Below are 18,770 nucleotides of genomic sequence, written 5' to 3'. Positions count from 1 at the left end.
TTGCACCTCCTACACGAACGACACGCCCCCGGATCGACACCCCGCGCCGCGCGACCGAGAGAATTTCTCCCATGACCACCACACCCCATCCCCTCGTCACCCGCGCACAGCGACTGGCGCACGATCTCCTCGTCCCGCACGCCGAGCGCGTCGACCAGGAGGGTGTGCCGGAAAGCCATATCGAGGCGGTGAAACGGGCCGGGCTGCTCGGGGTGGGCGCGCCGAAGGAGTACGGCGGGGCGGAGGCGCCCGTCGAGGTGGCGCGGGAGACCGCGGAGATCCTGGCCGGGGCGTGCTGCTCCACATGGTTCGTGCAGACACAGCACCACACTCCGGTGAAGCTGCTCGCCACCTATGACTCGCCCGTCCGCGAGAAGCTCCTGCGCCCGCTGGCGACCGGCGAGGTGATGGCCGGTATCGCGTTCGCCCATGTCCGTGCCTTCCCCCGCGTCCCCGTGCGGGCGGTTCCCGAGCGGGGCGGCTGGCGCTTCGAGGGAACGGTGCCCTGGTTCACGGGCTGGGGTCTGAACGACGTGATGCTGCTGGCCGGTGTGACGGACACGGCCGAGGTGGTGTTCGTCTTCGCCGAGGCCCGCGAGCAGCCGGGGCTGTCTCCGTCGGCGCCGATGCGGCTCGCGGCCCTCACCGCCGCCCGTACGGTCTCCCTGGAACTGGACGGCCTGTGGGTGCCGGACGAGGCCGTCGTGCTGCGCGTGCCGCAGAAGGAGTTCGCCCTGGTCGACCTGCCCAGGGCCGCCAACGCCAGTCCGGCCGTCTTCGGGGTGGCGTACGCGGCGCTGGACCTGGTGGCGGACGCCCCGGACGGCGAGGACACGGCCCATTCGTTGCGGGCACGGCTGGACGAGGTCCGGCGGGAGGCCTACGCGCTGGCCGACCACCCGGTCCCCCACGAGTGCGTCCCGGAGCGCCTGACTGTGAAGACACGCGCGTACGACCTCATGCGCGCGGCCACGACCGCGGCGGTCGTGGCCGGGGGCGGCCGGTCCATGGCCCTGGACAGCCGGGCGCAGCGGCTGGCCCGCGAGGGGATGTTCCTCCTGGTGCAGGGCCAGACGGCCGAGGCACGCCGGAGGCACCTCGGGTCGCTGGCGTCGGCTTAACCGAGCCGGGGCAGGAGCGGCCTGCCGGTCAGGGGTTTGCCGGTGCGGGACGGGACCTTGCCGCAGAACTCCGCTTCGATCACATCGACGTAGAGCGATCCGTCCTGGAGCCAGTCACCGTTGATGTTGAACGTCATCTGGTGCTTGCCGTCCTGTGTGCCCACCATCGCGGACAGGGATCCGTTGGTACGGCCGCTCTTGCCCACCACCTTCACGCCGCAGGACAGCTCCGCGAACTCGACTCCGAGTCCGTACCCGATGCCGCCCCCCGCCGGGACCTCGTCGAGCATCTCCTTCAGCTGGGCCGGTCGCAACAACTCGCCCTTGAGCAGAGCTCGTTGGAACCGGTTGAGGTCACCGCTGGTGGAGATGACGTCGCCGGCCGCGCCCAGCCAGGTCATGTTCTGTCCGGTGGCGTCATGGATCTCCGCGTCCGGGGCCTCCTCATGGAGCCGGGAGTAGCCGACGGGGTGCGGGTCGGGCATCTTCGGCGATGTCCCGGGGAAGGACGTCCCGCGCAGCTTCAGCGGCCGGATCACGCGACGGGTGATCTCCTCCGCGTAGGAGCGGCCCGTCGCCTTCTCGATGACCATTCCGGCGATGACGAAGTTGGTGTTGGAGTACACCGGCGCCGTCTCCGGGTCGGGCAGCGGCGGGTACTTCAGCGCGATCGCCACGAGTTCCTCGGGCGTGTGGGTGTCGTACCGGTGCTCCGGGAAGCCGGGTCCGGCTGCGCCGTGGATGAACGCGGGGTCGTCGGTGTAGTTGGCGATGCCGCTGGTGTGGTTGAGGAGCCGGCGCAGGGTGATCTTGTTCCCGTCGTAGCCGTTGCCCCGCACCAGGCCGGGCAGCCAGGACTCGACCGTGTCGTCCAGGCTCAGTCTGCCTTCGGCCTCCAGTTGGAGCAGGACGGTCGCGACGAACGTCTTGGTGATGCTGGCGCCGCGGAAGTGGTCGGCGGGGGAACGCTTGCGGCCGGTGCCGGTGTCCGCGTATCCGGAAGCGGCCGACCAACTCTCCTTGCCATCACGGACCTTGGCCGCGACGCCGGGGAGTCCGCCCTTCTCGACCAGATCCCGCAGGGCGGTTCGGGTCGCCTCGTGGCCATGCTTGGACTGTGCCGCGTGGGCGGACGGTGCGAGTGCCGCCGTTCCGGCGGACAACGCCACGGCCAAGGCTAATGAGACGGTGCGTGCGGTCCGCTGCTTCATGCGTGTGTGCCTCCTGGTCACCGAGGGGCAGGACCTGCCCCTCGGTGACCAGGACGCCGAAGTCCGGCTCCAGGGTTGACCTTTGGAGGGTCGGAGGCGTCAGCCCGCCACGGCCAGCAGCGGGGTGCGGCCGAGCGCCGCGGAGAACAGGTCCACCACCTGGGTGAGTGCCTCTGCGGCGGCCGGCGCGACGGTCAGCGAGCCGTCGTCCTGCACGGTGAGGTCCTTGTCGAGGGTGAACCAGCCCTGCACCGTGTGGGCCGCCCCCATGGAGGTGAGAACCGGGCGCAGGGCGTAGTCGATGGCCAGGACATGGGCGACGCTGCCACCCGTGGCGAGCGGCAGCACGGTCTTGCCGGTGAGGGCGTACTGCGGGAGCAGGTCCAGCAGGGCCTTGAGGACACCGGAGTAGGAGGCCTTGTAGACGGGCGTGCCGACGACGATGCCGTCGGCACGCGCGAACAGGTCGGTGGCCTCGACGATCGCGGGGTGCCGGAAGTCCGCGCCGAGCAGGGCCTCGGCGGGGATGGTGCGGACGTCGAGCGGGATGACGTCATGGCCCTGCGCGGCCAGCCGCGCGTCCAGGTGGCGCAGCAGGCGGCTGGTGCGGGAGGAGGCGGAGGGGCTGCCGGAGACGGACAGGACGGTGGCCATGGGTTCTCTTTCCGGGAGAAGGCGCGACTGCGCGCGGCAGAGCCGCATTCGGGTACGCCGTATTCAGCTGCGGTCAGCCACGCTCAAAGGGCGCGACAGAGCGACGAATTCAGGCGTGCGAGGAGGCTGCGAGCGGGAAGGCTCAAGCTGCGGCGCGACAGGAGGCGCTGGAGACGCGTGCGAGGTCGACGTGGCGTCGCCGCGTGAGGTCCAGTCGCATGGTCATGCCATGGATCGTCGCAGCGGGAGACGAGGACCGTCAAGGAACGCGCGGCCCGTCTCGTATCCCGGACCCCGGATTTTGGCCGGATTCAGGCGTCGTCGTCCGACGGAACCACCACGAGGAAGGCGTCCGACTCCAGGTCCATCACGACGGTGGCGGGCTCGCCCTCGGCGCGGCAGCGTGCCGCGTACTCCTCCGCCGGCCACGATCCGCGCGGGGCTCCCGCCGGGAACCGCTCCAACACCTTCGCGCTGATCGCCGTAGACATGTCCGCTGCCCTCCGCTGTCCTGCGCCGCCCGCCGGGCGACATCGATCGGTCATTGCCGTACCCGTCCGGTTGCCCGCGATCCGCCCGGACATGTACCGCCCGGTAGGAGTCCGTACCCCCCGCACAACCTCTACACATAAAGGAAAAATAAGAGCAGAATGTGCGTACCCGGCGCTTACCGCATACCTCACCAGACGCGGTCGCCCTGTAAGACGAAGGAGACGAGTCATGGCCAACGTCTCGCCCACCAGAGGTGACATCACCAGCCACCCTGATGCCTCCGAGATGCGGGATCGGTACGCCCGCATGCTCGGTGGTCGCGATGTGGCGCTCGTGGACGGACCGGTGTTCCTGCTGGGTCTGTACTGCGCGGCCTCCCCGTGGATAGTCCACTACACGACCAGCCAGCCGCCGCTCGTGACGCACAACCTGATCATGGGCATCGCGATCGGTCTGCTGGCGCTCGGGTTCACTCGCGCTCCGGAGCGTATGTACGGGCTGAGCTGGGCCATGTGCGCCCTCGGGGTGTGGATGATCGTCTCGCCGTGGATCGTCGGCGAGAGCCCGGACGCCGGGGTCGTTTGGAACAACATCATCATCGGTGCACTGGCCGTGCTCTTGGGTCTGGTGTGCGCCGGCACCGCGGCGAAGGCCTCCCCGAAGCCGTAGCCCCCGCCGGACGAAACGAAGGCCGGTCCGCGCTCCCGGACCGGCCCTTTCGCGTCCGCGCCCGCGCCGCGAACGGCCACGAGGCGCGGGACCCGGACTGTCCCGGCCGCCAGGGGGCACACGCACTGCAGCGGGGGTCCTGAGGAGAAGGGGCGGAGATGGAAGTCGACGGCATCATCAGTGCCATCGTGATCGGCATCGTCATCGGCGTCCTGGGCCGGCTCGTGGTCCCGGGCCGTCAGCGCATCGGAATCCTGTGGACGATCGTCGTCGGCATCATCGCCGCGCTGATCGGCTCCGCACTCGCCGGCGCGTTCGGCGTGGCCGACACCAAGGGTGTCGACTGGGTCGAATGGCTCATCCAGATCGGTCTCGCCGCGCTCGGCGTCGCCGCGCTGGACCGCTCGAAGGCAGGCCGCTGAGCTGACGGCGTGGCGACGACGGTGTATCGACAGTACGTGCGCGACACCAGGAATCACCTGGCACCCGGTGTGCCGCGGCCCGACGGCCCGGCACACCGGAGCCGCACCGGCCGGTGCTCCCCCGGCGTCAGCGACCCGTCGACCGCATCGCGGCGAGCCCTTCGCCGCTGGACGGGTAGCGCGGAGTCCAGCCCAGTTCGCGTTCCGCCTTGGCGCAGGACACCCGCAGCCGTGACGCCATCACGGTGTGCGCGTACGACATGGGTCTCATCAGCCACAGCGGCACGGTCATGGGCTTCGGCAGCCCGAACGTCCCGGCCACGCTCTCGAGGTGAGCGCGGAAGCCGAGCGGAGTGCGGTCCGCGATGTTGTACGCCTGCCCCGGCCGGCCGCGTTCCACGGCGGCGGCCACCGCGCGGGCGGCATCGGTGAGCTCCACCCACGGCAGCACCCGGTCGCGGTCGTCCGGCAGGGGCAACTGCCGTCTGCGCAGCAGCGGCAGCAGGGCGTCGGTGCCGCCGGGGCCGTAGAACAGGCCGAAGCGGAGCGCGATGCCCTCCAGCGCCTCCGACTCGAAGGTGAGCCGCTCCTTGGTCCGCATGCCGGCGATGTGCCGCTCCAGCTGCGGTGTCCTGCCGAGCGGGCCGAAGGGGTCGTCCTCGGTGAGCGGGCGGTCGCCGTGATCCCCGTAGCCGTAGCCGAAGACCATCGACTCCGCGACGAAGCGGCGGGCACCGGTGATGTGGGCGGCCTCGACGAGGTGGGCCGTGCCCTGGGTGCGCAGCGCGTCGGTGGCGTCCATGCCGCGGTCGCGCATGGGGGGCTTGCGCAGGGCGGTCGCGGCGTGGATCACGGTGTCGAAGTGGTGTCCGTCGACGGCGCGCAGCAGCGCCTCGCGGTCCATGAGGTCGGCGCGGACGCCGTTGTCCCGGCTCCGCCCGAGTCCCGTGACCTTGTGGCCCGCCTCGGTGAGCGCGTGGGCGATGTGCCGGCCGAGCACACCGCTCGCACCGGCGAGGAGGATGCTCTGGTTCTTCTCGTTCGTCGTCATGACCATGCGACGGATCGGACGGGCGTGGATGTGACATCCGATGGGATATCCGGGCGGCCGGCGTCGATACCGCCGTACAGTCCTGTTGATCACTTCGTCACGAGGAAGGGCCCGGCACCATGGTCGTGAAGGACACGGAACTGCCTCACCTGCGCCGCTGCGTGGAACTCGCGGCCGAGGCACTGGACGACGGGGACGAACCCTTCGGTTCTGTACTGGTGGGGAGGGACGGCACGGTCCTCGCCGAGGACCGCAACCGCGTGGCCTCGGGCGACCGCACCCGGCACCCCGAGTTCGAGCTGGCGCGCTGGTCGGCCGCCCATCTCACGCCCGAGGAGCGGGCGGCGGCCACGGTCTACACCTCCGGCGAGCACTGCCCGATGTGCGCGGCGGCGCACGCCTGGGTCGGTCTGGGACGCATCGCCTACGTCGCCTCGTCCGAGCAACTCGTATCCTGGCTGGGCGAGTTGGGAGTCCCCGCGCCACCGGTGCGCACACTCCCCGTCCACGAGGTCGCACCCGGTGTGACCGTGGACGGTCCGGTACCCGAGCTGACGGAACGGATCCGGGATCTGCACGTGCGGTTCCATGGCGGGCGCGGCTGAGCCGCCCCGGGATTCCCCAGCGCGCCCGAGATGCAGGGCCGCATGGGCGAATCTACGATCGAATTCAACTGGACCAGGCGTCCCGCCTCGTTCTCCCCAACGGGGGGAGGCGCATGTCTGCGCTGCCCGCATGGCGGTTGACGACCGTCTGCGTCGCCCTGGTCACGGTGGCCGCCCTCGTGTACGGGACCCTGACCCGGCCTTCCGAGCGTTTCCCGCCGCGGCTGAAGGGCTGAACGGCCATGACGACGCACAACGACGACGTGGACTGGGACCGCTGGCCGGTCGCGGACTACCTCGCGGAGAACTACCGCGAGGTGCATCCCTCGGACGCGGCGATCATCGCGCACCACAGCACCTTCTACCGGCGCTTCCCGCCCGGCGGCATCGCCCGCTCGGTGGAGTTCGGGGCGGGCCCCAACCTCTACCCGCTGATCCTCGCGTCCGCCGCGTGCCGCAGGATCGACGCCGTGGAGGCGGGGGCGAGCAGCGTCGCCTATCTCCAGGAACAGATCTGTCACCGCCTCGACGCGAGCTGGCTCCCCTTCCACGCCCTGTGCCGAGAGCTCAACCCCGGTGTGCCGGCGACCCTGGCCGGGGCACTGGCGCCGGTGAACGTCGTCCACGCCGACGTCCGGACCCTGCCGCCCGGCTTCTACGAACTCGCCTCCATGCACTTCGTCGCCGAGGGCGCCACGGAGGACTTCGCCGAGTTCGCAGACTTCTGCCGCACCTTCGTCCGCACGGTCACGCCGGGCGGCCACCTGGTCGCCGCCTTCATGGAGAACCTGCCGACCTACCGCATCGGCCCGGCGTCCCGCTGGCCGGGCTGCCCGGTGAACCCGACGACGGTCACCGAGGTCTTCACCCCTCTGACCCGCGACCTCGATGTAACCCACATCGACACCGACCGCACCATGCCGGACCACGGCGACTCCGGGATGGTGCTGCTCACGGGGGTGGCGGAGCCGGTGTGACGACACCGGGCCCGCCGAGCGGCCAGGGCCGCTCGGCGGGGCTCAGACGTCGTCGCCGCTCCCGGGCCCGAACAGTTCGGTGTCGCCTGCCACCGATCGGCGGGGCCGCAAGGGCGCCGCCGTTTCCGGGCCCGGGAGCGGTATCGCGTGCCGACGCCCGCCCCGCAGGGGCGTCGGTGTCCTGGGCGGGGCCACTCACCGCGATACGCCCGGCCGCGCCGCTGCGAGCCGTCCGGTCAGTCGTCCGCGGCCGGGCGGAACCGCCGGCGCAGCACCACACCCCCGAGCACCAGCGCCGCGCTCGCCGCGACGACCGGCAGGGTGTGGTCCGAGCCCGTGTGGGCGAGGGCACCCGTGGCCTGCGGCGCGGAGTGCGGGGCAGGCACGGGGACGGGGGCCGGGTGCGCCCGGGGCGGAACGGACGGCTTCGGGGCCGCCGGCTTCGGTGGGTGGTGGGGGCGGACCGGCCGACCGCCGGGGGTGTTCGAGGACTCGTTGCCGGTCGCCGCGTTGCCGATGCCGACCACGTTCACGCTGTTCCCGGTGACGTTGACCGGGAGGTCGACCGGCAGCTGCACGCCGTTGCCGGAGGCCACGCCCGGCGAATCCTTTCCGCTGCCTTCGGCGACCGCACCGCCGGGCTTGCCCGGCCGTCCCGCCCGCCCGTCGCCCTTGTTCGCGCAGCTGTTGCCCGCGGCGGGGTTCAGGACCCCCACCACGTTCACCGTGTTCCCGCACACGTTCACCGGGACATGCACCGGCAGCTGAATGGTGTTACCGGAGACCACCCCGGGCGAACCGGCCGCCGATCCGTCCGCCGCGGAATCCGCGAACGCGGGGACGGCCATGGCCATCGCGCCCGAGGCGGCGGCGACGGCGATCACACCGTTTCGCGTAACCCGTTTCATAGGTTCCCTGCCTTCCAGACATCGTCGCGGGCACTCACCCGCACGGGATAGAACGCGGGGCGCACGATCCGAGTTATGGCTTATCGGCCTTTCACTCCATCGAGCGGCCCGGTTGTCGAACTAGCGGTAAAGCCCTTCGTATGCGGGACGAAGCCGCGCGCCATCAGGCACTTCGAGCGGCCCCACCCGCCCGGAGGCGCCGCTTCCGGGGCCCGCTTATGGTGGGCGAGGGCGCCGGTTCCCGGTCCGCTGTGGGGCACCCCTGGAGGCATTGATGCTGGCCAAGCTGTCCACGCACCTCTCGATCCGGCGCTGCGCGGTCACCGGCGTGGCCGGGCTGGCCCTGCTGGGCGCGGGCCTGCCGGCCGCGGCCGACGACCCCACGCCCGGCCTGACGCGCTTCTACGACCAGAAGGTCAAGTGGTCGGCGTGCGAGGGCATGGACATGCCGAAGGATTTGCAGTGCGGCAAGGTCACCGTCCCGCTCGACTACGCCAGGCCCGATAAGGGGACTCTCGATCTCGCCCTGGCCCGCTACCGGGCCACGGGCAAGTCCCGGGGCTCGGTGCTGCTGAACTTCGGCGGCCCGGGCGTCCCGGGCGTGACCCAACTCGCCATCGGCGGCAAACACTTCATGGGCCTGACGAACGGCTACGACGTCGTCGCCTTCGACCCTCGCGGCGTCGGCCGCTCCTCCCCGGTGAGCTGCGGAAACGCCTCCACCGGCGCACTGGACGCGACGGACGGGAACGCCGAGGTCGCCGATCCGCAGGCCGTGCTCGAGAAGCTGCGCGCGGCGGCGGCCGAATGCGCCGAGCACTCGGGCCCCGTCCTGCGCCACATGGGCACGGTGAACGCGGCCCGCGACATGGACGTCATGCGCGACGCGCTCGGCGACGACAAGCTCAACTACCTGGGCTTCTCGTACGGAAGCCGGCTCGGGGCGGTGTACTCGGCCCGGTTCCCCGAGAAGGTCGGCAGGGTGGCGCTGGACGGGGTGGACACGCTGACCCAGCCGCTGTCCGAGCAGGGCATGGTGAGCGCCCGGGGACAGCAGACCGCGCTGGAGAACTTCCTGACCTGGTGCACGGAGGACATCGCCTGCCCGTTCGGGCAGGATCCGCGCGCGGCCAGGGAACATGTCGTACAGGTGGTCGAGTCGCTCGACGAGGACCCGGTGCCGACGGACTTCGGCGAGGCGTTCTCCGGCCAGGACTTCGCGGGCGCGCTCGGGCAGGGGCTCTACAGCAGGGAGCTGTGGCCCTCGCTGCAGCGGGCGGTCGCCCAGTTGCTCGAGGAGGGCGACACGCGCGGCCTGGAGGCCTTCGCGTCCGGAGGTGTCACGCTTCCGCCGCCGCGGGGCAAGCACCGCGGACTCGTCGACCCCGGGGACGTGCCCCTGGACAACCTGCCGGCGGCGCTGATGGCGGTCAATTGCGCGGACGATCCCGACCGCCCCGCCGCCGCGCAGGTCACCAAGGACCTCGGCCGACTGCGCGCCCGGTACGAGCAGGCGTCACCGGTCTTCGGCCGGTACCGGCTCACCCAGGTACTGCTGTGCTACGGCCGTCCCAAGGGCACCGACTTCATACGCGACGAGGTGAAGGACGTCGACACGGCGCGGATGCTGCTCGTCGGCACCCGGGGTGACCCCGCCACACCGTACCGCTGGACGGTGGAGACGGCCGAGCGGCTCGGCTCGTCGGCCGTGGTGCTCGACAACCGGGGCGAGGGCCACACCGGCTACGGGTCCTCCAAGTGTGTGCACGGCAAGGTCGACGCCTTCCTGCTGTACGGCACTCTCCCGCCGGACGGCAGCTCCTGCGGCTCCGACCACGACACGGAGTGAGAACACGGATCCGCTCCGGGACGGCGCACCCGGCCCTCACCCGCGTGAGCGTCGCCGAAGCGCCTCGGCAGTCTGCTCCGCGTCCGCGACGGAGACGGCGAGACGGGTGAACGGCACCGGCCGCCGCAGATCCACGACCACGACGGGAACCCCGGCCCGCACCGCCACGAAGTCCCGGCCGCGAGGGTGCAGCCGCTCCCCCACGCACCACCGGCCGGGACGGCAGCGCCCGCCGAGCTGCGTGCCGCGCAGACCGCGCCACCAGTCGCCCTCGACGCGCACGGCACGTACATCCGCCAGCGGCACCCGCACCTCGCGGCGCCGGGCCGACAGCCCTTCCCGCAGCGCGAGCCGGACCACGACCTCCGCGCCGTCCACCACCAGGCGTGCCATCGACTGCCACCTCCTCTCCCAGCGTGCCTCCGCGAACGCGCGCACGAGCACTCGAACCGGCGAGCCGATTGCCCCAAATGCCCCAATCCCGAATCGGCTCTATCGTGCTGTCATGGAGCACGTTCTGAGTCCCGCGACCCTTGCCGAGCTGCGGCGCCCGCGCCCCTACCCCGCGGTCTCCGTGCTGACGCCGATACACCGACGCGAGCCCTACAACGCCCAGGACCAGGTCCGGCTGCGCAACGTGGTGGCCGAGGCCAAGAGGCAACTGGAGTCCGATCCGGCGGTCAGCCGTGATCGGCGGACCGAGGTCGCCCGGCACCTCGACCGGGCCCTGTCCGAGGTCGACCTGACACACGCCGAGGACGGCCTGGTCATCTTCGCGGCTCCCGGTGAGCACCAGGTGTGGTCGCTCGCCCGGTCCGTGCCCGAGCGCGTCGTACTCTCGGACACCTTCCTCACCCGCAATCTCGTATCCGCCCAGACGGCCGGGCGGCCCTTCTGGGTGCTGTCGCTCGCCGCGGACCGCGTCACGCTGTGGAACGGCGGAGTCGACCGCGTGACCGAGGCACGCGTCGGCGGCTTCCCGCTGACCAGACGCGTGGAGAACTTCGACCCGGAACGGCAGCAGCGGATCGGGGATCTGCCGAGCGCCTTCCGGGAGGAGCGCACCCGCCAGTTCCTGCGTGAGACCGACACCGCACTGGGCACCGTCCTGCGCGACCACCCGCGACGGCTGTACGTCACCGGCGAGCCGGCCGCCCTGTCGTTGCTGGACGAGGTCGGCGGCGCCGCCAAGGGCGCGGTGCACGTCCCGCACGGCGGGCTCGCCCACGGGACGCCCGAGACGGTGTGGCAGGCCATGCGGCCGGTGATCGAGGCGGAGGCCCTCAGGAACACGGACGCCGTGAGCCGTGCCCTGGAAACGGCCCGCGGGCGGCGGGAGTTCGCCGCCGGTGTCGACGAGCTGTGGCAGAGCGCCCGGGTCGGCCGCGTCCGGCTGCTGGCCGTCGAGGAGAACTACCGCGTGACGGTCCGCGACGCCGGGGACCATCTGATCCTCGCCGAGTCCGGCGACCTCGACTCCCGCGAGGACATCGTGGACGAGATCGTCGAGCAGTGCCTGGAGACGGGCGCCGACGTCCGCTTCGTACCGGACGGCACACTCGGCGAGGCGGACGGCATCGCCGGGGTCCTGCGGTACTGAAGTTCTCGAACACAGGGCCGTCGAACGTGCGCGGCACCGGGACGCAATGTTACCCACGGGTCGTCAAATACCCTGTGTAACCTACGACTTGGGCATCCGAGCGGCACACCTCGCGCCTACCTCGGAGTAACTCCGTGAGACTGTGGCATATGCCAGAAGCACCACCGTATCGTGTGTTGCCAAATCCCTTACAGGGCGTCGCGGGCTGTGCGACAGTCGTAACGGTCCCTCCGTCCGCCTTGGTCGTACCGTCCCCGCATCGGAGTGCGTCATGCCGTCCCACCTCTCCGCGGACCGTCCAGCCGCCCAGCCGCCCGGACGCGGCTCGGTCGACGCGCTCATATCGCAGACACGGCGGCTCAAGGGCGACATGGACGCGGTGCGGCGCGACGCCGAGGGGGACGGATCGGACCACCCGCGGGGTCGCTGGCAGCGCGCCCTGTACGACCTGGCCCTGCACCAGCTCAACGACCTCGACGAGCACCTGGCCCAGCTGCGGGAAGGCCCGCCGCCCGCGGCGGCGCCCCTGGAACCCGCCGCGCCCCCGCAGGGCTCACTGCTCAGCCGGGTCGGCAGCGCCGAATGGAACCTGCTGACGGACGAGGCAAGTTGGTCCGGGGAGCTCTACCAGATCCTGGGCCGCGATCCCGAGGCTCCGCCGCTCACCCTCGACGAGATGCCGTCCCTGGTCCTCGACGAGGACCGGCCCAAGCTGACAGCGATGGTCACGAACTGCCTCGTCGACGCCCGGCCCATCGACGGCGAGTTCCGCATCGCACGCCGGGACGGCGACGTCCGGACCGTGCACATGATGGGCGAACCGGTGCTCGACACTGACGGCAGCACCGCCTCGATGTGGGCCGTGCTGCGGGACGTCAGCGAACTGCGCCGCAGCCAGCGGGTGGTCAGCGAGACCCGTGACTCGCTCCACCACCGGGGGCAGGCCGCGCAGACCGAACACCGGCTCGCGGTCGAGCTGCAGGAGGCCGTGCTGCCGCCGTGGCGCGGCTCCCTGCGGCTCCCGCACCGCGGCCCCGGGACCCTCGACCTCGCGGCCTACCACCTGCCGGCGTCCACGACCACGCTGATCGGCGGCGACTGGTACGACGCGCTCGAACTGACCGACGGCGAAACGCTCCTCAGCGTCGGCGACCTCACCGGACACGGAGTCGGTGTCACATCGAACATGACCATGCTGCTCGGCGCCGTACGCGGCATGGCGATGGCCGGCGCCCCGCCGGGACAGCTGATGGCCTGGCTGAACCAGTTACTCGACGCCACCGTGCAACCCGCCCTCGGCAGCGCCGTCTGCTGCCGCTACCGGCCCGGGACCCGCACCCTGGTGTGGGCGCAGGCCGGGCACCCCGCCCCGCTGCTGTTCCGCGACGGGACGGGGCGCGCGCTGGACGCACCGAGCGGCGTCCTGCTCGGCGCCACCTCGGGCGCCGTCTACGGGCAGGCCGAAGAGACCCTCGAAGTGGGCGACCTGCTGCTCCTGCACACCGACGGGCTGGTACCCGGGCACACCGGAGCGGCGGCAGGGAACCTCCTCCTCGACCTGGCCCCGCGCCTGACCGGGAACCACACCGCGGAGGACTGCATACGGACGCTCGTCCAGGAGTTCGGCGAGAGCGCGCGCGAGGACAACGCCTGTGTGCTCGTCGCCAAGGTCACGTCATAGGAGACTCAGGCCCGCGCGCTGTTGCCGCCCCTGCCCTTCGTCTTCGGCAGGGCGAGCTTGATCTCCTCCCGCAGCTCCTGAATCCTCGGGTAGCCGGCGTACTCGGCGGTGAGCCGGTACATCTCGCGCAGGCGGTCCCAGGTGCGGTGGGAGGAGTTGGAGCCCATCGACACCAGGGCCAACCGCGCGTACCTATCCGCCTGTTCGGGGTCGTCCGCGATGAAGCAGGCCGAAGCCATCGACAGATAGTCGAAGATCTTCGACCGCTGCCGGCCGTCGACCCGCAGGGCCAGCGCCTTCTCCGCGTAGTGCTGGGCATGCGCGGACGCGCCCGGATCGAACTCGGCGAGCGTGCGGTAGGCCAGGGCCTGCATGCCGTAGAGGTCCTCCTCCTTGAAGGTCTGCATCCAGTCCGGCGGCGGTGCGTCGGCCTTGTCGGAGACGAACAGGTCCTCCGCCTGCCCGAGCGTGCGGCGCATCGCCTGGCCCTTGCCCATGGCGGCCTGTGCCCAGGCCTCGATGGTGCAGAGCATCGCCCGGGTGCGGGGCAGCACGTCGTCGCCCGAGCCGGACGTGGCGAGCCTCATCAGGTCCAGGGCCTCGTCCGGCTTGCCCAGATGGACCATCTGGCGGGCCGCACGGGACAGTGCCTCGCCCGCACGGGGCCGGTCCCCGCCCTCTCGGGCCGCGTGCGCGGCGATGACGAAGTACTTCTGGGCCGTGGGTTCCAGGCCGACGTCGTGCGACATCCAGCCCGCGAGGACGGCCAGGTTGGCGGCGACGCCCCACAGGCGCCGCTGGAGATGGGGTGGGTGACGGTAGGCGAGCATGCCGCCCACCTCGTTGAGCTGGCCCACCACGGCCTTGCGCTGGAGCCCGCCGCCGCGGGCCGCGTCCCAGGCGCGGAACACCTCGACCGAGCGCTCCAGTTCCTCGATCTCCTGCGACCCGATGGGGGCGGCCTCGTAACGGTCGAACCCGGCGGGGTCGGCGTGCAGGGGTTGGTCGAGGTCGGGAGCGTCGACAGTCAGGGCAGGGTCGGTGTGCAGCCAGTCGTACATGGCGCTGCTGAGTGCGGATCCCGCGGCGAGCGCGGCGCCCGCGCCCACCAAGCCGCGTCGGTTGAGCATGAGGTCCATTCCCGTGAATTCGGTGAGGACCGCGGCTGTCCGCTCGGGCGCCCACGGCACACCGTCGGGAGGCTCCGTGCTCCCGCCGCCCTGCCGTTTCCCCGCACGCCCGTGCCGGACCAGACCGAGGTCCTCGATGGTCACGACACGGCCGAGACGCTCGGTGAACAGAACCGCCAGCACCCGCGGCACCGGATCGCGCGGGATCTCTCCCGTGTCGATCCAACGCCGCACCCGGGAGGTGTCGGTCGAGAGCTGGGGGTGGCCCATGGCCGCCGCCTGCCGGTTGACCAGCCTCGCGAGCTCGCCCTTCGACCAGCCGGCCAGGCCGAACAGGTCCGAGAGACGGGTGTTGGGTTGTCCGCTCACATCAAGCCCCCAGGTACTCGGCTGAGTTGACAGTAGCCCGGGGAGACTTGCCGGGCGACTATTCGCCAGAGTTCGCCAGGGTTCGCCAGATGGTGTGCCACCGGACATCCGGTGTCAGGTAGGAACGCGCCACCCCGACCCGGTCGCCGCAGGGACATTCCCCAGGATGCTCCCGGGAGTCCGGGCCGGGTGGGGCGCAGTCGTCGCAGGCACACGAAGGGATCTGTCTCGCCCATGTACGCAGCATCGTCCTCCGTGTCCGCACCGCCCCGGTCGCTGCACCCGCGTCCCACGGACAGCGGCCCCTACCTCGCCCCCGCGCGGCCGGCGGCCCCCGTGCTCGGTGCGGGCAGGGCGCGGCGCGGCGCGGTTCTCGGAGCCCAACCGCTCAGCGGAAGACTCGACTTGTCCGGCCCCCAGGGCGCGCAGTTGCGCACCGCCATCGCGTCGGTGCACCGCATCTGCCCGGAGTTCGCCCCGGTGCAGGTACTGCGCCGCAACGGCCGGTCCGTGCTCCTGGTCGGTACGACGGGTCGCAACACGGCCGTCGCCAAGTGTTTACTGGACCACTCCCCCGCCTGGTCCGAACGGATCCAGCACGAGATAGCGGCGTACCGCTCGTTCGTCCGGCACCGCCCTCCCGTGCGGGTGCCGAGACTGATCGCGGCGGACCCGGACAACTGCACCCTGGTGATCGAGCGGATGCCCGGGCGGGTGGCGGCACTCCAGCGGCACCCGGCCGAGGCCCCACCGCGCGCGGACATCAGAGCCGCGCTGGGCGCGATCTGCCGGCTGAACGCCTGGCGGCCGCCGGCGGGCACCTTCGACGCTCCACTCGACTACGCGGCGCGGATCTCGCGGTACCACGAGCTGGGCCTGCTCACCGACCGGGACCTGGGTGACCTGCAGAAGCTGCTGCACGGCATCGCACAGGCGGCCGGGCGGCAGGGCATGGGCCAGTTCTGCCACGGCGACGCACTGCTGTCGAACATCCTCCTGTCACCAGCCGGTCCAGTGCTGGTGGACTGGGAGCACGCGGGTTGGTATCTGCCGGGCTACGACCTGGCGACGCTGTGGTCGGTGCTCGGGGACGCACCGGTGGCTCGTCGCCAGATCAGCCAGATCGCCCAGTCGGCGGGCCCGGCGTCCAGGGATGCCTTCCTGGTGAACCTGATGCTGGTGCTGACCCGTGAGATCCGTACATATGAGACGGCCGTGCAGCGTTCGATGCACGACCCGGCCCCGGCGGCACCGGGCTCGGCCCACCCTGGTGCTGCGCCGTCCGGCGAGGAGCAGCGGCTGTTGCTGCGGCGGCTGCACGACGACTGCCAGCTGGCCCGGCGGGCCGTGCGCGCGGCGGTCGGCACTCGCTGACGGGGACGAAGCGGCCGCTGTGCGCCTGGACAGGCGCACAGCGGCCCTTTCGTGTGTGGCGTTCCGCCGCCGGTTCAGCCCTGCTGGAACAGCTCCGCGGGCAGGGGTTTGAGGAGGGCGTACAGGTCGTCCGTGATGGGGCGGTCCCAGGCGGCGATGGTCACCAGGACGTTGTCGCTGCGGTCGAACTGCACGCAGGAGATCCGGCCCTCGGAGAGCTTGACGCGGCGCACGATCAGGAGGTTGTCGCCCTGCATCACCGGCACGTCCTCGGTGCTGACGACGGTGACCTCCTCGTCGTTCTCCAGCGCCAGCAGCAGCTGGGCCACCTCGAAGGGGACCTGCCCCTCGGGGACCTCGCGCGCCGGGGAGCCCTCGGGCAGGTTGCCGATGATCATCGCGGGGCCGCGGCCGCCGAACAGGTCGTAGCGCAGGAAGACGCCCTGGCAGGTGCCGTCGGGGGCGGGCAGCAGTCCCGCACCGAGGTTGCCGGGCCAGTCGCCCGGGTCCATGGCCAGTACGTCGAAGTCAGGCCCGGCGGGAGTGGCGCTGCGGCGGCGGAGGAACGACATGTCGCCAATGGTACGTGGCCCGGCCTGCGAAGTGTCGGGAGGGCGGCGTCCCGGTCGGCCTAGGCCGACACCCGGTGCCGTTGGTGGTGACGGGCGACCCGGGCGCGGTTGCCGCAGGACGGTTCGCACCACTCCTGGCGTGGGTGCTCCTTGAGGAAGTACCGCACGCAACGCGGTGCGTGGCAGGCTCGCAGCCGCTCGCGGTCGGGGCTCGCGAGGAACGCGATCACGGCGCGCGCGAGGGTTGCCGTCAGGTCGTCGGCGCCGTGCACCGGCCGCTGGTGGACGACGGGTCCGGCCTCCCGGGGCCAGTGCAGTACCGGCACGGTGGGGGTGCGGGCGGCTGCCTCGTTGAGGCGCCGCACGGCCTCGGCCTCGGGCAGGAGGCGGGCCGCGTCCGCGGGGCTGGGCTCGCCGGGGCGCACGGCGCGGGCGAAGAGCGCCCGGGCGGCGGCGCGCAGCTCGCGGAGGTCGGCGAGCCGGGCGGCGTCGGCGGTGAACCCCCCGGTGTCCGGCAGGACCTCGGCGTGTGCCCGGACCCAGGTGGTCAGGCCCGCCGGGTCGGTCAGATCGTCGGCCACGCCGCCGTCGCCGTCGTGCCGGACGGTGAGGGCCAGGTCCAGGGCGAGCCGGGCGTCCCTGCTGATCGGTTCGCGCATGGGGCTGATGATAGGCCTGCCGGTATCCATTACAGCGAGGTCAGTCCTCGGGCGGCGCCGGCGGGACCACCGCGACGGGGCACGCGGCGTGCAGCAGGACGGCGTGGGTGACCGAGCCCATCATGCGGGCGGGTGCCAGCAGATGCCGTCGGTGCCGGCCCACCACGACGAGGTCGGCGTCCTGGGAGGCCGCCACGAGGTGTCCGGCCGCGTCGCCCGCCGCGGCGAGCGGCTCGGCCGGGACGTCGGGGTGCCGTTCGCGGTACGGGGCGAGGAAGCCCTCGGCGAGGACCCGGGCCTCGCCCTCGATGACGTCCTGGTCGACCACCGGCGGGGGCATCTCCCCGGGCATCATCCAGGGCTGCGCGGGCCATGGGTAGGCGGCGACCGCCTGGAGCCGCGCGCCGCGCCGGGCGGCCTCGGCGAAGGCGAACTCGAGCGTGGCCTCGTCGGGGCCGTCCACCTTCAGGCCGACTACGACGCGCCGGCCGGGGCCGTCGTCCTGGACATCGCCTCCGGTCCGGGGCACCACGACGACGGGGCACTCGGCGTCACGGGCGGCGGCCATGCCGTTGGAGCCGAGCAGGAGGCCGGCGAACCCGCCGCGGCCCCGGGAGCCCAGCACCAGCAGCTGGGCGGAGGCTCCCAGTTCGGGCAGGACGGCGCCGACCGCGCCCTCCAGCCCGACGTACTCCGTGTCCGGCCGGTCGGCGCGTCCTTCCAGGCGGGTGCGGACCCGGTCGAGGACGGGGTCGTCCTGTGGGTCCGCCGCCCCGGCGGCGAGGACCTCGGGCTGTGCCCAGTGGGCGTACTGGCGTACATGGACCACGCGCAGGGGCGCCGAACGCCTGCGGGCGGCGTCGAGGGCCCACTCCAGGGCGCGCAGGCTGTCGTCCGAACCGTCGACCGCCGCGATGACCGGCAGGGTGCTCACGGATACCTCACCTCCGGGATACGACCGTCCCTTCCGGGGGCCAGCCTGGCTCAGGGGCCGGCCCCGGGAGGATGTCTCGGGTCGCGTGTCCGGAAACGCGGGCGCAAACACCCCCGGATCGGCCGTCGGATCACGGCACTCCGGGACGGCTCACCCGGCCCGTGTCACGTGAGGTCGAACTCCCCTTCCCGCGCTCCCGACACGAACGCGCCCCACTCGTCGGGCGTGAAGATCAGGGAAGGGCTTTCCGGGCGGCCACTGTTCCGCATGGCGATGAAGCCCTCCACGAAGGCGATCTGGACATCCCCCACGCCACGGCTGCTGGACTGCCAGTCGGCGTTGGTGAGGTCCAGCTCCGGCTTGTCCCAGCCCATGAGCGGGCGCTGCTGGGTGGTGGTCTCGGCCACGTCCGTGCTCCTCCCGGTTCGTCGTCCGCGGCCAGCCTAGCGATCGCTTCCCATGGCCAACAGGGCACGTGAGGGGGACCTTTAA

At 71.9% G+C, this 18,770-nt stretch carries 22 protein-coding genes; 10 read left to right on the top strand and 12 right to left on the bottom strand.

All coding sequences use genetic code 11. The features are described from left to right. The first annotated feature begins 71 nt into the window (after positions 1–71). Positions 72–1,121 (top strand): acyl-CoA dehydrogenase family protein, encoded by a 1,050-nt coding sequence (locus tag ACZ58V_RS39360; protein ID WP_468189378.1) that lies wholly within the window; start codon positions 72–74, stop codon positions 1,119–1,121. Here the strand turns inward: ACZ58V_RS39360 and ACZ58V_RS39355 are convergent. The 4 genes from ACZ58V_RS39355 to ACZ58V_RS39340 form a co-directional block, all read right to left on the bottom strand. After that, positions 1,118–2,332 carry a serine hydrolase domain-containing protein gene (locus tag ACZ58V_RS39355; RefSeq protein WP_468189376.1) on the bottom strand — a complete coding sequence of 405 codons (1,215 nt, stop codon included), beginning with the start codon at positions 2,330–2,332 and terminating at the stop codon, positions 1,118–1,120. The genes ACZ58V_RS39360 and ACZ58V_RS39355 overlap by 4 nt on opposite strands. A 99-nt stretch (positions 2,333–2,431) precedes the next feature. Beyond that, on the bottom strand, positions 2,432–2,986 hold the full coding sequence (gene ssuE, locus ACZ58V_RS39350; protein WP_468189374.1) for an NADPH-dependent FMN reductase: 555 nt from the start codon (positions 2,984–2,986) through the stop codon (positions 2,432–2,434). A gap of 142 nt (positions 2,987–3,128) precedes the next feature. Beyond that, on the bottom strand, positions 3,129–3,206 hold the full coding sequence (locus tag ACZ58V_RS39345) for a putative leader peptide (RefSeq protein WP_351405193.1): 78 nt from the start codon (positions 3,204–3,206) through the stop codon (positions 3,129–3,131). Positions 3,207–3,297: 91 nt separating this feature from the next. Beyond that, a complete protein-coding gene (locus ACZ58V_RS39340) occupies positions 3,298–3,477 on the bottom strand; it encodes a hypothetical protein (RefSeq protein WP_189725354.1) in 180 nt (59 codons plus the stop codon). A 229-nt stretch (positions 3,478–3,706) separates the two neighbouring features. On the opposite strand from ACZ58V_RS39340, the gene ACZ58V_RS39335 reads away from it, so the two are divergent. Continuing rightward, positions 3,707–4,147 carry an SPW repeat protein gene (locus tag ACZ58V_RS39335; protein WP_468189371.1) on the top strand — a complete coding sequence of 147 codons (441 nt, stop codon included), beginning with the start codon at positions 3,707–3,709 and terminating at the stop codon, positions 4,145–4,147. A 158-nt stretch (positions 4,148–4,305) separates the two neighbouring features. Continuing rightward, complete coding sequence (locus ACZ58V_RS39330) at positions 4,306–4,569, top strand: GlsB/YeaQ/YmgE family stress response membrane protein (protein WP_184595905.1); 264 nt, start codon at positions 4,306–4,308, stop codon at positions 4,567–4,569. 127 nt (positions 4,570–4,696) lie between these two features. Here the strand turns inward: ACZ58V_RS39330 and ACZ58V_RS39325 are convergent, their stop codons facing one another. Further along, positions 4,697–5,620, bottom strand: a complete 924-nt coding sequence (locus ACZ58V_RS39325; RefSeq protein WP_468189580.1) for an NAD-dependent epimerase/dehydratase family protein — start codon at positions 5,618–5,620, stop codon at positions 4,697–4,699. Between the two features lie 119 nt (positions 5,621–5,739). On the opposite strand from ACZ58V_RS39325, the gene ACZ58V_RS39320 reads away from it, so the two are divergent. From ACZ58V_RS39320 to ACZ58V_RS39310, 3 genes are all read left to right on the top strand, one after another. Then, on the top strand, positions 5,740–6,225 hold the full coding sequence (locus ACZ58V_RS39320; RefSeq protein WP_471296065.1) for a nucleoside deaminase: 486 nt from the start codon (positions 5,740–5,742) through the stop codon (positions 6,223–6,225). 113 nt (positions 6,226–6,338) lie between these two features. After that, positions 6,339–6,461, top strand: a complete 123-nt coding sequence (locus tag ACZ58V_RS39315; protein ID WP_468189367.1) for a hypothetical protein — start codon at positions 6,339–6,341, stop codon at positions 6,459–6,461. 6 nt (positions 6,462–6,467) lie between these two features. Beyond that, entirely contained in the window at positions 6,468–7,202 is a 735-nt protein-coding gene (locus ACZ58V_RS39310) for a class I SAM-dependent methyltransferase (protein ID WP_471296063.1), read from the top strand. Between the two features lie 236 nt (positions 7,203–7,438). Here the strand turns inward: ACZ58V_RS39310 and ACZ58V_RS39305 are convergent, their stop codons facing one another. Further along, on the bottom strand, positions 7,439–8,110 hold the full coding sequence (locus ACZ58V_RS39305; RefSeq protein WP_468189363.1) for a chaplin: 672 nt from the start codon (positions 8,108–8,110) through the stop codon (positions 7,439–7,441). Positions 8,111–8,384: 274 nt separating this feature from the next. Here ACZ58V_RS39305 and ACZ58V_RS39300 point away from each other — a divergent pair, with 274 nt between their 5' ends. Then, positions 8,385–9,959, top strand: coding sequence for an alpha/beta hydrolase (locus ACZ58V_RS39300; RefSeq protein ID WP_471296060.1), 1,575 nt, complete (start codon positions 8,385–8,387; stop codon positions 9,957–9,959). A gap of 36 nt (positions 9,960–9,995) precedes the next feature. Here ACZ58V_RS39300 and ACZ58V_RS39295 read toward each other — a convergent pair whose 3' ends face one another. Next, on the bottom strand, positions 9,996–10,352 hold the full coding sequence (locus tag ACZ58V_RS39295) for a hypothetical protein (RefSeq protein WP_468189359.1): 357 nt from the start codon (positions 10,350–10,352) through the stop codon (positions 9,996–9,998). Between the two features lie 112 nt (positions 10,353–10,464). On the opposite strand from ACZ58V_RS39295, the gene ACZ58V_RS39290 reads away from it, so the two are divergent. After that, on the top strand, positions 10,465–11,559 hold the full coding sequence (locus tag ACZ58V_RS39290) for a baeRF3 domain-containing protein (protein WP_468189357.1): 1,095 nt from the start codon (positions 10,465–10,467) through the stop codon (positions 11,557–11,559). Between the two features lie 271 nt (positions 11,560–11,830). Beyond that, complete coding sequence (locus ACZ58V_RS39285; RefSeq protein WP_468189355.1) at positions 11,831–13,240, top strand: PP2C family protein-serine/threonine phosphatase; 1,410 nt, start codon at positions 11,831–11,833, stop codon at positions 13,238–13,240. A 5-nt stretch (positions 13,241–13,245) separates the two neighbouring features. On the opposite strand, the gene ACZ58V_RS39280 is transcribed toward ACZ58V_RS39285, so the two are convergent. Continuing rightward, a complete protein-coding gene (locus tag ACZ58V_RS39280) occupies positions 13,246–14,739 on the bottom strand; it encodes a DNA-binding protein NsdB (RefSeq protein ID WP_468189353.1) in 1,494 nt (497 codons plus the stop codon). A gap of 234 nt (positions 14,740–14,973) precedes the next feature. On the opposite strand from ACZ58V_RS39280, the gene ACZ58V_RS39275 reads away from it, so the two are divergent. Beyond that, positions 14,974–16,113, top strand: coding sequence for an aminoglycoside phosphotransferase family protein (locus ACZ58V_RS39275; RefSeq protein ID WP_468189351.1), 1,140 nt, complete (start codon positions 14,974–14,976; stop codon positions 16,111–16,113). Positions 16,114–16,187: 74 nt separating this feature from the next. On the opposite strand, the gene ACZ58V_RS39270 is transcribed toward ACZ58V_RS39275, so the two are convergent. The 4 genes from ACZ58V_RS39270 to ACZ58V_RS39255 all read right to left on the bottom strand — a co-directional run bounded on the left by ACZ58V_RS39270 (position 16,188) and on the right by ACZ58V_RS39255 (position 18,685). Then, the gene (locus tag ACZ58V_RS39270; RefSeq protein WP_003987988.1) at positions 16,188–16,685 is read right to left on the bottom strand and encodes a glycosyltransferase family protein; all 498 of its coding nucleotides are present in this window, start codon (positions 16,683–16,685) and stop codon (positions 16,188–16,190) included. A 59-nt stretch (positions 16,686–16,744) separates the two neighbouring features. Next, the gene (locus ACZ58V_RS39265; protein WP_468189348.1) at positions 16,745–17,344 is read right to left on the bottom strand and encodes a CGNR zinc finger domain-containing protein; all 600 of its coding nucleotides are present in this window, start codon (positions 17,342–17,344) and stop codon (positions 16,745–16,747) included. A gap of 40 nt (positions 17,345–17,384) precedes the next feature. After that, positions 17,385–18,278, bottom strand: coding sequence for a universal stress protein (locus ACZ58V_RS39260; protein WP_471296057.1), 894 nt, complete (start codon positions 18,276–18,278; stop codon positions 17,385–17,387). A gap of 164 nt (positions 18,279–18,442) precedes the next feature. After that, positions 18,443–18,685 (bottom strand): DUF397 domain-containing protein, encoded by a 243-nt coding sequence (locus ACZ58V_RS39255; RefSeq protein ID WP_215123856.1) that lies wholly within the window; start codon positions 18,683–18,685, stop codon positions 18,443–18,445. Positions 18,686–18,770: the final 85 nt, after the last annotated feature.

It is taken from the genome of Streptomyces sp. NPDC040589, assembly GCF_055594445.1.
This window is presented reverse-complemented; position numbering and strand designations above follow the sequence as displayed.

Excerpts from the sequence above, each read along its gene's own strand:
- ACZ58V_RS39320 (WP_471296065.1), top strand. The coding sequence starts at position 5,740 with ATGGTCGTGAAGGACACGGAACTGCCTCACCTGCGCCGCTGCGTGGAA.
- ACZ58V_RS39285 (WP_468189355.1), top strand. The coding sequence starts at position 11,831 with ATGCCGTCCCACCTCTCCGCGGACCGTCCAGCCGCCCAGCCGCCCGGA.
- ssuE (WP_468189374.1), bottom strand. The coding sequence starts at position 2,986 with ATGGCCACCGTCCTGTCCGTCTCCGGCAGCCCCTCCGCCTCCTCCCGC.
- ACZ58V_RS39265 (WP_468189348.1), bottom strand. The coding sequence starts at position 17,344 with ATGCGCGAACCGATCAGCAGGGACGCCCGGCTCGCCCTGGACCTGGCC.
- ACZ58V_RS39275 (WP_468189351.1), top strand. The coding sequence starts at position 14,974 with ATGTACGCAGCATCGTCCTCCGTGTCCGCACCGCCCCGGTCGCTGCAC.
- ACZ58V_RS39325 (WP_468189580.1), bottom strand. The coding sequence starts at position 5,620 with ATGACGACGAACGAGAAGAACCAGAGCATCCTCCTCGCCGGTGCGAGC.
- ACZ58V_RS39295 (WP_468189359.1), bottom strand. The coding sequence starts at position 10,352 with ATGGCACGCCTGGTGGTGGACGGCGCGGAGGTCGTGGTCCGGCTCGCG.
- ACZ58V_RS39300 (WP_471296060.1), top strand. The coding sequence starts at position 8,385 with ATGCTGGCCAAGCTGTCCACGCACCTCTCGATCCGGCGCTGCGCGGTC.
- ACZ58V_RS39310 (WP_471296063.1), top strand. The coding sequence starts at position 6,468 with ATGACGACGCACAACGACGACGTGGACTGGGACCGCTGGCCGGTCGCG.
- ACZ58V_RS39355 (WP_468189376.1), bottom strand. The coding sequence starts at position 2,332 with ATGAAGCAGCGGACCGCACGCACCGTCTCATTAGCCTTGGCCGTGGCG.
- ACZ58V_RS39335 (WP_468189371.1), top strand. The coding sequence starts at position 3,707 with ATGGCCAACGTCTCGCCCACCAGAGGTGACATCACCAGCCACCCTGAT.
- ACZ58V_RS39270 (WP_003987988.1), bottom strand. The coding sequence starts at position 16,685 with ATGTCGTTCCTCCGCCGCCGCAGCGCCACTCCCGCCGGGCCTGACTTC.
- ACZ58V_RS39345 (WP_351405193.1), bottom strand. The coding sequence starts at position 3,206 with ATGCGACTGGACCTCACGCGGCGACGCCACGTCGACCTCGCACGCGTC.
- ACZ58V_RS39290 (WP_468189357.1), top strand. The coding sequence starts at position 10,465 with ATGGAGCACGTTCTGAGTCCCGCGACCCTTGCCGAGCTGCGGCGCCCG.
- ACZ58V_RS39305 (WP_468189363.1), bottom strand. The coding sequence starts at position 8,110 with ATGAAACGGGTTACGCGAAACGGTGTGATCGCCGTCGCCGCCGCCTCG.
- ACZ58V_RS39340 (WP_189725354.1), bottom strand. The coding sequence starts at position 3,477 with ATGTCTACGGCGATCAGCGCGAAGGTGTTGGAGCGGTTCCCGGCGGGA.
- ACZ58V_RS39360 (WP_468189378.1), top strand. The coding sequence starts at position 72 with ATGACCACCACACCCCATCCCCTCGTCACCCGCGCACAGCGACTGGCG.
- ACZ58V_RS39330 (WP_184595905.1), top strand. The coding sequence starts at position 4,306 with ATGGAAGTCGACGGCATCATCAGTGCCATCGTGATCGGCATCGTCATC.
- ACZ58V_RS39315 (WP_468189367.1), top strand. The coding sequence starts at position 6,339 with ATGTCTGCGCTGCCCGCATGGCGGTTGACGACCGTCTGCGTCGCCCTG.